Source organism: Xenorhabdus eapokensis (assembly GCF_001908105.1).
This window is the reverse complement of sequence record NZ_MKGQ01000008.1, coordinates 96,916-112,461: the sequence shown is the minus strand read 5'-3', so window position 1 is coordinate 112,461 and position 15,546 is coordinate 96,916. Positions and strand designations below refer to the sequence as shown.

Below are 15,546 nucleotides of genomic sequence, written 5' to 3'. Positions count from 1 at the left end.
ATGATAAAATCTTGCTGTGACATAGCCTTTTGTTCCTTTATTTCTCTATTTTTGACGACTTAAAGTTATAAAGGAGCGGCTATGTCATTTCAACTCACCCTAAAAGTCGAGCATCGCGTTAACTATATTAAATCTTAGTTAAAAATACAGTGATCAGCAGGTATTATCGTAGGGCATATAATCCGCTTTTGTGACAGGTTTATTGGAAAGAAAGTAAAACAATAAGTTGTGATCAAAACAACACTCAAAAGACACATTGAGCGGTTATAGTGTAAGCATCGAATCATGGCGTTTAATGTTGCCAATCCATTTAATTGACGTTATGGAAGGAGCTCTTATGGCTTACAAACACATCCTTGTTGCGGTTGATTTATCTCCAGAAAGTCAGATTTTGGTGGAAAAAGCTGTTTCATTGGCGAAACCGTACAATGCCAAAGTTTCCCTGATCCATGTTGATGTCAACTACTCTGATCTTTATACCGGCCTGATTGACGTAAACCTTGGCGATATGCAGGAGCGTATTGCGGATGAAACCCGTAATTCCCTGAAAGAACTCTCTGCTAGTGCAGATTATCCCGTTCAGGAAACGTTGAGTGGCAGCGGTGATTTGGGGCAAGTTCTTGTGGATGCGATTAAACAATACGATATGGATTTGGTTGTATGTGGTCACCATCAAGACTTTTGGAGTAAGTTGATGTCTTCAGCTCGCCAGCTTATTAACACCGTTCATGTTGATATGTTGATTGTACCTTTGCGTGATGAAGAATAATCTTCGGTTGATATTTTATTCCGTAAAATCGCCTGCTTATGCAGGCGATTTTTTTATCCCCAAAAAAGATAATGAAACTGGTTTAGAAATTGTCAAAGCTATTTTTGAGAAAATATCTAAAAAATAGTTGTTGAAATTTAAGCATAGAACAGTGCTATATTCAGAAAGCAAACCGTAATTACCTCACATTTTCGACAAAAAAATAATATGGAAAATGGCAGGGGGTCATCACATCTGAATGACAAAAAGGAAGCCCAAATGAATGTTTCACTATCTTTAGTTTCATTTCTCGATTCGGTTCAATTCCGTAATCAGCATCAAGTAGAATACTTACAGGCAGTACGAGAAGTGTTGACCTCTCTCTGGCCTTTTCTGCAACAAAACCCGCAATATTGTGAGCAAGGATTATTGGAACGTCTGGTGGAGCCGGAAAGGGTTATCCAATTCCGTGTCTGTTGGGTGGATGATCAAGGGAAAGTACAGGTTAACCGCGCATGGCGGGTTCAGTTCAGCTCTGCTATTGGACCCTTTAAAGGTGGGATGCGTTTTCATCCTTCTGTTAATCTTTCTATCCTGAAATTTTTAGGCTTTGAGCAGACATTGAAGAATGCGCTGACGACGCTCCCGATGGGAGGCGGCAAAGGGGGTTCTGATTTCGATCCCAAAGGGAAAAGCCACGGTGAAATTATGCGATTCTGTCAGGCATTGATGACAGAACTATACCGCCATCTGGGGCCTGATACCGATGTACCTGCCGGAGATATTGGTGTAGGCGGCCGTGAAGTTGGTTTTATGGCAGGTATGATGAAAAAACTGTCCAACAATACGGCGTGCGTTTTTACGGGTAAAGATCTGTCTTTTGGTGGCAGCCTGATCCGCCCTGAAGCCACCGGATATGGGTTGGTTTATTTCACCCATGAAATGCTCAAACGGCATGGTATGGAACTTGAAGGTATGCGGGTATCTGTGTCCGGTGCGGGAAATGTCGCCCAGTATTCTATTGAGAAATGTATGGAACTGGGAGCGAAAGTCGTCACAGTATCGGATTCAGGTGGGACGGTATTGGATGACGATGGTTTTACACCAGAGAAATTGGCTCATCTTCAAGAGATCAAAAACCAACGTTATGGACGTGTGGAAGAGTATGCTAAAGAGCGTGGACTGACCTTCCTAAAAGGCCAGGATCCGTGGTCTATTCCTGTGGATATTGCCTTGCCTTGTGCCACACAGAACGAACTGGATTTAGCAGCAGCAAAAACATTGATAAAAAATGGTGTAAAAGCGGTTGCGGAAGGCGCCAATATGCCGGCGACGATTGAAGCGACTACGGCTTTCCTTGACGCAGGCGTTTTGTTTGCACCAGGTAAGGCGGCTAACGCGGGTGGAGTGGCAACTTCGGGTCTGGAGATGGCACAGAACGCTGCGCGTCTGAGTTGGAAAGCGGAGAAAGTGGATATTCGCTTACATCACATTATGCTCGATATCCATCAGGCTTGCGTAGAATATGGCGGAGAACAGAAACAGACTAACTACGTACAAGGCGCGAATATCGCTGGCTTTGTCAAAGTGGCGAATGCGATGTTGTCACAAGGCGTTGTGTAATAAGGAATTGTGTAATAAGGAATTGTGTAATAAGGAATTGTAGCGCTAAGAACCCCATTCAGAACATGGGGTTTAATTTTTCTAACAAGGATAAATATCGAAACGGTGATTTTTGGTGGTAATGGCGGCGGAAGCTTTAACACCTGCCAGCGGTTCTGCATAATCTGGCCGTTTCACTATAACACGACGCTTTGCCAATGTTCGGGCAGGTTCCAGCAAATTATCAGCATCTTCATCTGCCCCGACCAGCGATTGGAAAACCCGCATCTCTTTTTTAACCAGCGCGCTTTTTTGTTTATGTGGATACATAGGATCGAGATAAACCACATCTGGCGGCGGTGTAATATCCGTCAAAGCCGTAATGCTTGAGGCATGGATCAGCGTCATGCGCTCTTTCAGCCAGCCACCAATCTCTTCATCCTGATAGCCTCGTTGTAGACCATCATCCAGTAATGCGGCTACCACGGGGTGGCGCTCCAGCATCCTGACATGACAGCCAATAGAAGCCAGCACAAAAGCATCGCGTCCCAATCCAGCGGTAGCATCCACAACATCGGGTAAATAATCTTTCTTGATACCGACTGCTTTTGCAACGGCTTCGCCACGGCCACCACCAAAACGGCGACGGTGTGCCATTGTCCCGCTGACAAAATCGACATAAATCCCGCCCAGTTTAGGCTCATCGCGTTTGTGCAATTCCAGCCGTTCGGGAGTCAATACCAATGCCATGACTGATTCTTCATCGTGGATCAGATCCCAACGTTCAGCCAATCGCGATAAGGCGCGGTGATCCGCGCCTTCTTCACAAATCAAACAAATCTTCACTGGTTTTATCCGCCGATGCCGTAGCTTTCGAGCATTGCATCCAGTTCTGGTTCACGACCACGGAAGCGGACAAACAGAGTCATGGGATCTTCTGAGCCGCCACGGGTCAAAATATTGTCGAGGAATGACTGGCCTGTTGTGCGATTGAAAATCCCCTCTTCCGAGAAGCGAGAATAGGCATCGGCTGCCAGAACGTCCGCCCACAGATAGCTGTAATAACCCGCTGCATAGCCACCATTAAAGATATGACTAAAGGAGTGTGGGAAGCGTCCCCAATCTGGTGATGGTACAACCGCAACCTGTTTTTTCACTGATTGCAGCATTTGCAGGATTTGCGCCCCTTTAGTGGGATCATATTCTGCATGCAGACGGAAATCGAACAGACCAAACTCAAGCTGACGCAGAATTCTCATTGCGGCCTGATAGTTTTTGGCGGCCAGCATATTATTCAGCATCTCTTGTGGCAGCGGTTCCTGAGTCTGATAGTGACCGGAGATAAAGGCCAATGCTTCCGGCTCCCAGCACCAGTTTTCCATAAACTGGCTTGGACACTCTACCGCATCCCACGGTACGCCACTGATGCCAGCAACATCCAAGGCTTCGATCTCGGTCAGCATGTGGTGCAGGCCATGCCCAAACTCATGGAATAGTGTGGTAACTTCATCGTGCGTAAACAGAGCAGGCTGATCACCGACTGGCTTGTTGAAGTTACACGTCAGATACGCGACTGGATTTTGCAACTCGCCAGATGCATGACGCATTCTGCCGACATAACTGTCCATCCATGCGCCACCGCGTTTATGTTCACGGGCGTAAAGATCTAAATAGAAACTGCCGCGCAATACCTGCTTATCATCATACAGATCAAAGAAACGAACATCAGGGTGCCATGTATCTACATCATGGCGCTCTTTGGCGGTGATGCCATAAATGCGGCGAACCACTTCAAACAGCCCTTCCAGTGCCCGCTGTTCAGGGAAGTAAGGACGTAGTTGTTCATCATCAATGGAGAAATTGTGCTGCTTTTGCTTCTCGCTGTAATATGCCAGATCCCACGCTTCCAGCCCATCAACACCGTGGTGAGATTTGGCGAAGTCAGTAAGTGCTTCCAACTCTTCTTGACCTTGTTGATGGGCGCGTTTGGCCAGATCGTTCAGAAAATCGAGCACTTGCTGAGGTGTTTTAGCCATTTTGGTTGCCAGCGAACTTTCAGCATAATTGTTGAATCCCAGTAATTGGGCGAGTTCATGACGCAATGCGAGTAGCTCCGCCATCACTTCACTGTTATCCCATTTTCCGGCATCTGGCCCTTGATCAGAAGCACGAGTCGTATAGGCGTAATACATTTCTTTGCGCAGCTCACGATTATCGCCATAGGTCATGACTGGCAGATAACTTGGCATATTGAGTGTCAGCAACCAGCCATCCAGCTCCTTGGCTTCAGCGGCGGCCTTGGCGGCGGCTTTGGCACTTTCAGGCAGACCGGCCAGATCGCTCTCATCGGTAATCAGCTTGGTCCACCCCATAGTGGCATCCAGCAAATTATTGCCGAATTTTGCACCCAGCTCAGATAAACGGGCAGTAATTTCACCGTAACGCTTCTGTTTCTCTTCTGGCAAGCCAATGCCGGTCAATTCAAAATCACGCAAAGTATCTTCAACAACCTTGTGCTGTGGCTGGGAAAGGGTTGTGAAGGCTTGGCTCTCTCTCAGGGATTTGTAGGCTTGATATAACCCCTTGTGTTGCCCCAACCAGGTATCGAATTCAGAGAGCAGGGGCAGGCTTTGCTCATAGGCTTCGCGAAGCTCTGGACTATTCTTAACCGCATTCAGGTGTTCGACTGGCGACCACATACGGGAAAGCCGATCTTTCTCTTCTGAAATGGGTTGGCACAGATTATCCCAGGTAAAAGCGGAGTTTTCGGATAAAATCTTCTCAATTAATTGGCGGTAATTGGCTAACGTCTCTTCCACAGCAGGCACGACATGTTTTGGTTCGATTGCAGAGAACTCAGGCAATGCAGAAGATGTCAGTAGCGGATTAGTCATAATGAGCGCCTTATATGTATATTTGGGTATAGGCTGAAACCAGCCCCGCATCCCAATGGGTTGTTGACGATAGATGGGGATAAGATATCGTGAGTTCAATGCTAATGCTGCACTTTTATGCGAATAATTAGGCTCTTTTTCTATCAGGGATCTGTGAAGTCATGGAGAAGTTTAGATATTATTGGCGACGCGCTATAATCCCCGCTCTTCATCAGTTTCATTAATGGAAGATCATCGCCTCCGGTGGGGCGGCTGGGCTTCAAATCCAGATGGGAGCCGCCAGCGACCCTCGGCAGGTTCGATTCCTGTGATCTTCCTCCAGTTATTGTCTGGTGTCGTCTTTTTACCTCAATAAAATGTATTTATTTCAATAAATACATGACCCTTCAGCAGGTAAATGAAATTAGAGAAACTGGATAAAGTAAATATAAAAGTGTAAGGAGCAGGGACAATTTTATTTTCACCCTTGGTGAAATTGGCTTTACTGGATATAAACCCCGCTTGAAATTTGGGTTTGCGATAGCCCTAAATAACCTTCTATCGAGAAGAAGCGATAGAAGGTTATCATCTTACTGATATAGCTTATTTTTATTCATGACTCATCGAGCCAATGTAGCGCAGCTTCAGCAAGGCTAAGTCTTTTTTCTTCAATAGAGTTACTGTAGGTACGTTTTTTTTCGTCAATTGTGCGGGTTACTTCATGGCGCTTATATCTGTCTATCAATGTCTCTCTTCCTCCTGGTTGCTTATTCGCTTTCATATCCTTATTGATTTCACCAAAATGACTTTTGAAGTAATCATTATAAGTATTCATTAAACTCATTGACTGCGCGTGTTTAAAAAAATCAATAGGCAATAATTTTATTGCTTGATCGAAAAATACAACCCGCGCTTCTTTTATTGAATCATCATCAAGTTCTGGTTTGTAAGGTGAGTGTTTTTCTCTAATAAATTCTATTTTATTATTGAAAAGATCTTGATGAAGCTTTACAAAGTGATCACTATATTTATGCATCTTTTTCAAAAAATGGAGTGAAAAGAGTAGGCAATCTGCATTACTATTTTGTATTTGGTTATAAATATAAAGGGTTTTTATGTTGGGAATATTATTAAGAAAATGATGTAGTATAAAAAAAATAAATTGATTTTTTCCGCGGCTTGAATCAACAAAAATGATAGAAATATTATTATCTACATCTTTAAAAACATTAGCTGAGGCAAAATGCATTCTATCTTCACCGGCGTTAATCACAAATCGCTTGTGTTCATTACTAAATAATTTATTTGATTTATCTAATTCTTTTATATGTCTAGTGAATTCATGCGCAGTCATAATAGTAGGATGTGCATTCATACGAGATGTTGTATTTAAATGCTTTAATATTATTTCACAATTTGATATATCCATATTTATATTATTGAATTGATAATTATTTATTTTATTTGATCGGATTATATCTATATACGATCTTAACGAGTCTTTATCAGACATTTTTAATACTCCTATTAGTTGCTTGAAAAATCATAATTAGTTGATTTAACTTTTTAAGAAAGACTGTCTCTTGCTCTGATTATTAGCTTTTTACCTTGAGATACACAGGTAATAATGACTGTGTTACTTATTTTACTCTACTTGATTTTTAACAAAAGTGCTTAATCCCATTTTCTTTTTAAACAACAAACATTAATTTTTTGTATATTCAAACATCATGGTTAGAATTCTTTATTGTTATTTTTCATTGTGTTGAAGATTTGCTTGCTGAAAAAATAAATTAATTATAGAAATATCATGAAAAAATTACTCGAATTATGCCAACAAAAATCCGATTTAACCCAAAAAATGCGTTCGCTTCTCACCAAAGCCGAAAACGAAAAGCGCTCACTCAATGCTGATGAAGATAAGTAATTCGACGAACTTCGCAATCAGTCTGATTCTCTGAATACAGAAATAACCCGTTATGAAACCTTGTCTGATGAAAAACGTAATCAGACTAAAACTCAGCCGACCAGTGAAACTCAGTAATGATGAATGACGCCACTATAAGTAATCCATCACCGCTATCGGCAATAGGCCGCGCTTCCTTAGGGCGGCGCAGCCTGTATCGATAACACGGGAGTTAAACTTGTAATACTACAATTATTTTTAGCTAAGTGGATATTATTAACCATGAATTATTTATTACCTTAAATTTCATAATTTATAAGGCTAATATGGGAAAAATGAAATTTTCCCTTAAGGATATATGTCATCAAGTTTTTCAATGGCTGATATCTTTTTCAGAATACTCAGGTATTCCATATTGTTTTCATACAGCCAGTAAATAATATTCACGCCATGCATTTTTAACAAATAGGCATATGCCCTGCTTCATCTGCATTCTGAAAACAGCCTGACATTTGGGTTGTATAAAGATAAAACCCAAATAGGATTTGCCAGACTCGTAACGGATTTTGTAACATTTGGCTATCTATGTAATGTTTATGTATTGAAAGAAAGACCTTCCTTGGTGCTCTAATTATTTATTATCAAATCGGTTTCTCTATCCAATTATACAGTTTGTCAAGTTGATGAATGCGTTGGCGGTAACTTTGCAGTAAACAGGTTGTATCGCCCTTGCACTTTTGGCGCTGTTTCAGCCATGCAGTTTGCTCATCATACATTTCGCCAGATACGCCCATAGCAAACAACCCTCGCAGAAAGTGATACTTCACACTTAATTCCACATCCAAATCATTTAGCTTTGGGTTTGCACAAATTGCTTTTTCATCCGGCGCCTTGGCTTTGGCGCAGTCAAAACTGGCAGCAAAACTGAGTGGGGAGAAGATAAGTAACATAAGCCAGAGATATTTCATTTAATTCTCCTCTATGGGGAAAAAGTTGAATGATTGGGCTTTACCCGTTGCATCTAATTTGCAGGAAAATCGAATGTCGTGCCAACCTTCATCCGTCCTATACATACCGATACCGACCAACTCAGAAAGGGGTTTGAGTCTGATACTCTCTTCTGAACCCACACCGAGGAAAACTTTATCAGCGTTTTTGTGATATTTTTTTATGGTGGATAAGGCAAAAGGACGACAAATAAACTCTGCTACTTTTTTAGTATCTGACCAACTCTCTACCGTTGGCAATGCAGATTTATCTGTAACTTGTTCATTAATTAGCTGTTGTAGGTATTTTTTCTGGTCTGGAGATAATTGTTGAGATGGCACTTGTGCTTGTGCAAAGGCAGATAGTAGCAGACTGATGATCCCCAAATAAATTAAATATCTTGAGTAAGACATAATGGCATACTCCTTGTTTGAGACTAAAAAAGTATGGCATAAATTTTGTGGATGAGCCATTAATATACTGGCATGCATGAGTCTTTGAAAGAATATACCCTACCTCGCTTTATTTTTAGCAAGGTAGGGTATTTAAAGTGTTTTATAAATAATTCATTATGCCAAATGAAAATATAAATAATATTATCACTTGGATATTAAATATATTGATTCATAAGGTTTAATTTTAATTTCATGATCTACCATTGCAGGTGATGAGTAATTGCTCATCAATACTTGCCACTTTTTGTTTAACAGCGAAGATTCTGGAGACCAAAGTTGGGTTTCATCGCTAAGGTTTGCAATAACCAGCAAGGTTTGATCCTGCCAACGACGCAGATAGCACCATAGCGACGGATGTTCTGGCAGCAGATCCAGGTAATCACCGTATGTCAGAACGGGCTGTTGCTTTCTCAACTTAATCAAATTGTGGTAGCAATAGAAGACGGAATCTTCATCCTGTAATACGGTTTCGGCGTTGATCTCTGAGTAATTACTGCAAGGCGCAATCCACGGCGTTCCTGTGGTAAAACCAGCGTTTGCTGAATTATCCCACTGCATGGGGGTTCGGCTGTTATCACGGGATTTCTGCGCCAAAATTGCCAGTATATCCTCTGGTTGCATACCTTTTTCAATATGCTCTTGATACATATTCAGGCTTTCGATATCCCGATAATCTTCAATGCGCGTAAAGTGAGGATTTGTCATGCCCAGCTCTTCGCCCTGATAAATATAAGGCGTGCCTTGCATACCATGCAGCACCATCGCCAGCATTTTAGCGGATGTTTTATGGTGTTGGTGCTCATCCCCGAACCGAGAGACAATACGCGGCTGATCATGGTTACACCAAAAAAGCGCATTCCAGGCGTTTTGGTGCATACCCTGCTGCCATGTTGCAAAAATCTTTTTCAATTCAACGTAATTTGGTTTTGCCAGCGTCCATTTTTCACCGTTTGGATAATCAACTTTTAGATGGTGGAAATTAAACGTCATAGACAGCGTTGTTCCGTCCAAGGCAGCATAGCGTTGGCAGTTCTCAAGGCTGGTGGATGACATTTCACCAACCGTCATCAATCCTTTAGGCTGGAAAACCTCACGGCTCATTTCTTGCAGAAACTCATGTATCCGCGGGCCATCGGTGTAGAATCGGCGGCCATCTCCGCGATCATCACTCGGGTAATCTTGCTGTTTTGAGACAAGGTTAATGACATCCAGACGCAAGCCATCAACGCCACGATCAGCCCAGAATTCACAGATTTTTTTCAGCTCAGCGCGAACCGGTTCATGCTCCCAATTTAAATCGGCTTGTTCAACCGCAAACAGGTGGAGGTAATATTGTTGACTGTCTGCATGCCACTGCCACGCATTACCACCGAATTTGGATTTCCAGTTATTGGGCAGGGAACCTTCAGAACCATCGCGCCAGATATAAAACTGACGGTAGGGGCTATTAATGTCTTGTGCCGCCTGGAACCACGGGTGTTGAGTTGAAGTGTGATTGAAAACCATATCCAAAATAATGCGAATGCCACGGCGATGGGCATTTTGCACCAAATTGTCAAAGTCCTCCATGGAGCCATAATCAGGATTGATGGCACAGTAATCAGCGACATCATAGCCATTATCAACCTGCGGAGAGGGGTAAATCGGCGTGATCCAAATGGCCTCAACGCCGAGTCGCTGTAAATAATCCAGCCGTTGGGTGATCCCGTTGATATCTCCTGTACCGCTACCGGTACTATCCTGAAAACTTTTTGGATAAATTTGGTAGATAACGCTATCCATCCACCAGGGTTTTTGTTCCGTCATAAATAGATACCTACAAAATTAATTGGCCTGTTCATTGGATAAGATCGCTTTGCGTTCATTTCTGCGATAAGCCAGAACGGTCAGCATGAATGGCACAGCAATCGCGATGAGCATGGCAATCAGATAAACCATCCAGAACTGCGGCTTGATAGAAAGAATCCCCGGTATTCCGCCAACGCCGATACCATTAGCGGTTACATGGTTGAGCCCACAAACCAGCCCAGCCAGAGCTGCGCCAATCATCGCGCAGAACATGGGGTAACGGTATTTAAGGTTGATACCATACATGGCGGGTTCGGTGACCCCCAGATAGGCTGAAATTGCCGCAGGAACAGAAATTTCGCGTTCTTTTTGTTTCTTGCTTGCCCAGACAATGCCAAGAACGGCAGAACCTTGGGCGATATTAGATAGCGCAATAATAGGCCAAATCGGTGTTCCTCCGGTGCTTTGGATCATTTGCAAATCGATGGCCAGTGTTGTTTGGTGTACACCTGTAATGACTAACGGTGCGTAGAAGAAACCAAACAAAGCGGCTCCGATAGGCGCAAAGCTACCCGTCATTAGACTTTTAACAACCCAGGCAACACCATCCCCGATAGCACGTCCGGCGGGGCCTATCAAGGCGTGGGCAAGGAGAACCGCCAGTACCAGAGAAACCACAGGGACAATCACAAGATAGAGATAGTCTGGTACCCATTTTTTCAGTCGCGTTTCAATCCATCCCAACGTCAGGCCGGCTAATAGGGAAGGAATAACCTGAGCCTGATAACCGACTTTAGAAATGGTAAACCAGCCGAAATTCCAGACTTCGGGCGTTTGTTGCCCAAGCAGGTAAGCATTCATCAATTGCGGGGAAACCAGAGTAATGCCGAGAATAATCCCCAGAATGGGGGTTCCGCCCATTTTTTTGACGGCAGACCAACAAATACCGACAGGGAGGTAGAAGAATACGGCCTCGCCGATTAGCCAGAGAAAATCATAGACACTTTGCCAGACAGGATAGAGCTGCGCGAGCGATTTGCCTTCACTAAACGGGATATCGCCGATCAGGTTACGAAAACCGAGGATTAAACCGCCGCTGATCAGGGCTGGCAGTAGGGGGAAGAAGATCTCAGCAAAATGTGAAATTGCATTTTCATACCATTTCATATTTTGGCGAGCAGCTTGCTTAACTTCTTCTTTATTAACGGATTGTTTTCCTGTGGTTTCAAGCAGCGCTTTGTAATAAACATCCACATTTGTCCCAATCACGACCTGAAATTGTCCGGCATTAGTGAAGCATCCCTTGACCATGGGTAACTCTTCAATGGCTTTGGCGTCGGCATTTTCTGGTGTATTAAGAACGAATCTGAGGCGGGTGATACAATGACTGACGGAAGCGATATTCTCTTTACCACCAATCAGGGTAATAAGATTATCAATATCCTTTTGATTTATTTGTTTTTTCTTCATGCCTTTTCTCCTTGGTATGGCAGGAGTTATAAATAATGGAGTTTTGCGATTAACAGAATGATTATTCTCGTGATGAGATAATGAAATAGACTGAGATAATAGCAGGTCAATCGTAGACAGATTTTTATATTTTGAATATGAAAAGTTGCTTTGTTTGAGTTTTAGATCACACTTTAGGCTATTGATTTGAAATTAAAGGATTTTTATATTCATGGTGCTTATTATTATCGGGTTTTTAGTCAGCAGATACGCCAAAATAGTCAGTCATATCATTTTAATATCCATAATTGTTTCAATCGCGCCATTTCGTAAGCATCTTTGCTTATTAGGCGTTACATTAACAGCTTGGCTAACGGGCAGGACAGGAATACCAGAGCCTAAGAAGACTGGAATGGTGGTAATAAACAGTTGTTGTAACTCTCCGGCATCGGCAAAACTTGCGGCAGTCTTACCTCCCCCAATGACCCAAACATCTTTCCCTTTAGCTGCGACTTTTGCCTTGACGGCAATATTTTGGGGATTATCTTGAGTGATAACGGCATTAATGTTGGCAGAAATCGTTAATTTTCTTGAGGAGAGGATAAAGGAAGGAATATTTTGATACGGCCATTCATCCGCAGCATTTTTCATAATCCACTCATAGGTTTCAGCTCCCATAATTGTGGCTCCGATATTTTGATAAAACTCATCATAAGGAGTGGCATCATCGCCTGGCGGAAAATCATATAACCAACCCAATTCATGGTTTTTAGTAGCGATATAACCATCCATTGTGGCGGCGACATAATAGATGAGTTTTGACATGGATTTTCCTTATTTTTGTACATAGGGCTATTAATCATGGGAAGGTTATGATGCCTGATCAGATAAATAATGATTATATACGCCCTAGTTACTTTAGCAGGCGAGCAAAAAGATGATTAGCCTTTTTGAGTTTTCCACCACTGATATAGAGCTTCAATATCCGATGATGAGCTTATCGACATTGGTTAAATCAGGTGATAAATAACGGGCACATTCGTCAAATGAATGGCCGTGATAGTAACCGGAATAATAACTGAAACGGCCAACCTGAATATTGGGATTGGTAACCTGTTCCGCTAATGTTTTGCCCTTAAAGGGACTGTCGAAATAGTTTTTCATAGGGTATTTATTTCATTGTGTAATCCGCCAAAACGTCGGTAATACGCGGCGGTGGGTTGAGGTAATTGGCCAATGGTCGTTTCGCAACGTTCACTGACGTAGCGTGTCGTAGCAAGGCCAATGTGCTGATAAATATTTATACACAAATTACGGGCAATTTTCCCTTCCCATTGTGCGGGCAGCAGTGCATCAGGCAGCAGTGGATCGCGCAGGGCTATGCGGCGGTAAAAGTGGATCAGCAGCAGGCGTAATTGGAAACAGCGTTCTGGTGTCAGATCGGCCTCATGACAATCCCGTAGTAGTGTCATCAATGGGCGGAAGGAAACAATAAATTCGTGATAGTGTTGTGATATCTGCTCCAGTGACCAATTGATAGAGACGAGTTCTTTCAAGCTCTGTTGCGAACGTGGGTAGGGATAATCAGCACGGAAATAGATGACGGAATCGCTGGCGTTAAGCTCCCCCAACAGGGAAGGAATGTCTCTTTGGGTATTGCTTGGTGCGGCGATCAGGGTGCTGTTAAATTGCGCAAACCCGAACCAAGCCAGCTCTTTTCTTAAACGGTTACGTTCGTTTTTGGCGGTGCCTTCCAGTAGCAGCAGATCCCACTTGCCATCCCATTCTGGCTGCTCATTGAGATAGATTTTATTCTCTGCATGACGAAATTGATGCATTCCCCGCTCGGCGATGCGGTAATAACTGCGTCGCCCTAGTTTTTCTACTGTAAGCCATCCCTCTTTTTGCAGCCTGAATACGGATGTTCTCACGAAACGGTCACTAAACCCCATCGGCTCCAGCAAGAGGCTCAAACTGCCAAGCCAAACTTCACCGCCACGGTGATTCAGAGCGTCCCCATATAGGGAGATGATCAGCGATGTTCCGCTGACAGGCTGTGCATTGAGAGCGTGTTGGATAAAATCGTCAAGTTTATGTGCCATAGTTTCTGTGATTTGCTCAAAAGTGTGTCATAACGTTAGCATAACTGTATCGATAAGCTTAATCGATACGCTTAGAGAAAACCCTTCGGAGCAACATATTGTTGGGAAAATACTATTGAAAAAGGTGCCACCGCTGTTTCATCGCATTTAACTTGCGGTGGCAGAAAGTTATTCGCGCGGTCGGTTGTCGATTACCCGTACCGCTTTACCTTCTGAACGTGGAATGACTCCATAATTGACGATGCTGATATCGGTGATAAGTCCTACTGTCGATTTTATGTGATGGCGCAATTGATGACAGAGGTTGCAACGTTGTTCATGGTTCAGCAGATCGGGTTCTTTCAGTTCAACTTTGACTAACAAACAGTCATGGTTACCCTCGTGGTTGACTTCCAATTGATAATGAGGGGAAAGCTCCTTAAAGCGTATGATCTGTTCTTCTATTTGTGATGGGAAGACGTTGATGCCACGGATAATCAGCATGTCATCGGAACGACCGGTGAGCCTGTCCATACGCCGCATATTACGTGCTGTACCAGGCAATAGGCGTGTCAGGTCGCGGGTGCGATAGCGGATCACGGGCATGGCTTCTTTGCTCAGGGTAGTGAAAACCAGTTCTCCGGTTTCGCCATCTGCCAGGTTATTCAGGTTGTCAGGATCAATGATTTCCGGGTAGAAATGATCTTCCCAAATGGTAGAGCCATCGGCGTATTCCAGTGACTCCATGGCAACGCCTGGCCCCATCACTTCGGACAGACCATAGATATCCAATGCTTTGATGCCCATGCGTGTTTCAATTTCAGTACGCAAAGCGGCTGTCCACGGCTCTGCGCCAAAGATACCAATACGTAAGGAGCACATGCTGGCATCTCCACCCATTTGGTGCTCCAGCTCATCCAATAAAGTCAGGCAATAAGACGGTGTCATCATAATGACGTCAGGCTCGAAGTCCATAATCAGTTTCGCTTGTTTGATGGTATTGCCACTAGACATCGGAATGACTGTTGCTCCCAGCCGTTCGGCGCCATAGTGTGCTCCTAAACCTCCCGTGAACAGTCCGTAACCGTAAGCAACATGCACTTTATCTTTGGCACTGACTCCGGCAAAGCGCAGACAACGGGCGATGATATTCGCCCATGTATCGATATCCCGTTGGGTATAACCTACAACAGTGGGGCTTCCGGTCATGCCAGATGATGCGTGGATGCGCACGACCTGCTCCATCGGGACGGCGAAGGCATCAAAAGGATAGTGTTCCCGCAGATCTTGCTTGGTGGTGTAAGGAAATTTGGTGATGTCACTGAGTTGCTTGAAATCACTTGGATGGATACCTGCTGCATCGAATTTGCGACGATACATGGGAGCGTTGTTGTAGGCGTGGTTGAGGGTCCATGCCATCTGTTCAAATTGCCACGCCTCAATCTCATCACGTGAAGCAAATTCAATCGCGTCCTGGGGTTGTGCAGAGGTTTTTTTTAGGTTTTGTCCGTTGTTGCTCATCATTTCCTGTCCTTTTATTGATTTGTTTGTAACAGGTTGCTTTTGTCGTTATGTGCACGTAGTGATATGCAGGTGTTGGTTAAGTCAGTTAATCGTGTATCAGTTTTGTTGTTGTGAAATTCGTTGTTGTAAAAAT

12 protein-coding genes, 1 tRNA gene and 2 pseudogenes are annotated in these 15,546 nt (G+C 43.5%); 4 read left to right on the top strand and 11 right to left on the bottom strand.

The genetic code is table 11. The features are described 5' to 3' along the window. Positions 1 to 337 precede the first annotated feature (337 nt). Both uspA and gdhA read left to right on the top strand, forming a co-directional pair. On the top strand, positions 338 to 769 hold the full coding sequence (gene uspA / locus Xedl_RS08145) for a universal stress protein UspA (protein WP_074023319.1): 432 nt from the start codon (positions 338 to 340) through the stop codon (positions 767 to 769). Positions 770 to 1,027: 258 nt separating this feature from the next. Further along, positions 1,028 to 2,371: an NADP-specific glutamate dehydrogenase gene (gene gdhA, locus Xedl_RS08140; RefSeq protein ID WP_074023318.1), complete on the top strand. Its 1,344-nt coding sequence runs from the start codon at positions 1,028 to 1,030 to the stop codon at positions 2,369 to 2,371. Positions 2,372 to 2,452: 81 nt separating this feature from the next. On the opposite strand, the gene rsmJ is transcribed toward gdhA, so the two are convergent. Continuing rightward, the gene (gene rsmJ / locus Xedl_RS08135) at positions 2,453 to 3,196 is read right to left on the bottom strand and encodes a 16S rRNA (guanine(1516)-N(2))-methyltransferase RsmJ (protein ID WP_074023317.1); all 744 of its coding nucleotides are present in this window, start codon (positions 3,194 to 3,196) and stop codon (positions 2,453 to 2,455) included. 5 nt (positions 3,197 to 3,201) lie between these two features. Further along, on the bottom strand, positions 3,202 to 5,244 hold the full coding sequence (gene prlC, locus Xedl_RS08130) for an oligopeptidase A (protein ID WP_074023316.1): 2,043 nt from the start codon (positions 5,242 to 5,244) through the stop codon (positions 3,202 to 3,204). Positions 5,245 to 5,469: 225 nt separating this feature from the next. Between prlC and Xedl_RS27820 the strand changes: the two genes are divergently transcribed. Then, positions 5,470 to 5,565: transfer RNA gene (locus Xedl_RS27820), tRNA-Sec, on the top strand. A 271-nt stretch (positions 5,566 to 5,836) separates the two neighbouring features. Here Xedl_RS27820 and Xedl_RS08125 read toward each other — a convergent pair. After that, positions 5,837 to 6,736, bottom strand: a complete 900-nt coding sequence (locus Xedl_RS08125) for a YopJ family acetyltransferase (protein ID WP_074023315.1) — start codon at positions 6,734 to 6,736, stop codon at positions 5,837 to 5,839. Between the two features lie 886 nt (positions 6,737 to 7,622). Between Xedl_RS08125 and Xedl_RS33560 the strand changes: the two are divergent. Continuing rightward, positions 7,623 to 7,739, top strand: a pseudogene (locus tag Xedl_RS33560) (GNAT family N-acetyltransferase); the annotation flags it as partial. A 31-nt stretch (positions 7,740 to 7,770) separates the two neighbouring features. On the opposite strand, the gene Xedl_RS08110 reads toward Xedl_RS33560, so the two are convergent. The 8 genes and pseudogenes from Xedl_RS08110 to paaK all read right to left on the bottom strand — a co-directional run bounded on the left by Xedl_RS08110 (position 7,771) and on the right by paaK (position 15,413). Continuing rightward, complete coding sequence (locus tag Xedl_RS08110) at positions 7,771 to 8,097, bottom strand: lysozyme inhibitor LprI family protein (RefSeq protein ID WP_074023314.1); 327 nt, start codon at positions 8,095 to 8,097, stop codon at positions 7,771 to 7,773. Next, on the bottom strand, positions 8,098 to 8,529 hold the full coding sequence (locus Xedl_RS08105; RefSeq protein ID WP_074023313.1) for a hypothetical protein: 432 nt from the start codon (positions 8,527 to 8,529) through the stop codon (positions 8,098 to 8,100). A gap of 186 nt (positions 8,530 to 8,715) precedes the next feature. After that, positions 8,716 to 10,377 (bottom strand): alpha,alpha-phosphotrehalase, encoded by a 1,662-nt coding sequence (gene treC, locus Xedl_RS08100; RefSeq protein WP_074023312.1) that lies wholly within the window; start codon positions 10,375 to 10,377, stop codon positions 8,716 to 8,718. An 18-nt stretch (positions 10,378 to 10,395) separates the two neighbouring features. After that, on the bottom strand, positions 10,396 to 11,829 hold the full coding sequence (gene treB / locus Xedl_RS08095; RefSeq protein WP_074023311.1) for a PTS trehalose transporter subunit IIBC: 1,434 nt from the start codon (positions 11,827 to 11,829) through the stop codon (positions 10,396 to 10,398). A 264-nt stretch (positions 11,830 to 12,093) separates the two neighbouring features. Next, positions 12,094 to 12,633, bottom strand: a complete 540-nt coding sequence (locus Xedl_RS08090) for a dihydrofolate reductase family protein (RefSeq protein WP_074023310.1) — start codon at positions 12,631 to 12,633, stop codon at positions 12,094 to 12,096. A gap of 159 nt (positions 12,634 to 12,792) precedes the next feature. Beyond that, positions 12,793 to 12,972: pseudogene (locus Xedl_RS08085) on the bottom strand (type B chloramphenicol O-acetyltransferase); the annotation flags it as partial. After that, a complete protein-coding gene (paaX, locus tag Xedl_RS08080) occupies positions 12,969 to 13,910 on the bottom strand; it encodes a phenylacetic acid degradation operon negative regulatory protein PaaX (protein WP_074023309.1) in 942 nt (313 codons plus the stop codon). The pseudogene Xedl_RS08085 and the gene paaX, both read right to left, overlap by 4 nt. A 168-nt stretch (positions 13,911 to 14,078) precedes the next feature. Further along, complete coding sequence (paaK, locus tag Xedl_RS08075) at positions 14,079 to 15,413, bottom strand: phenylacetate--CoA ligase PaaK (RefSeq protein ID WP_422645914.1); 1,335 nt, start codon at positions 15,411 to 15,413, stop codon at positions 14,079 to 14,081. Between the last annotated feature and the right edge of the window lie 133 nt (positions 15,414 to 15,546).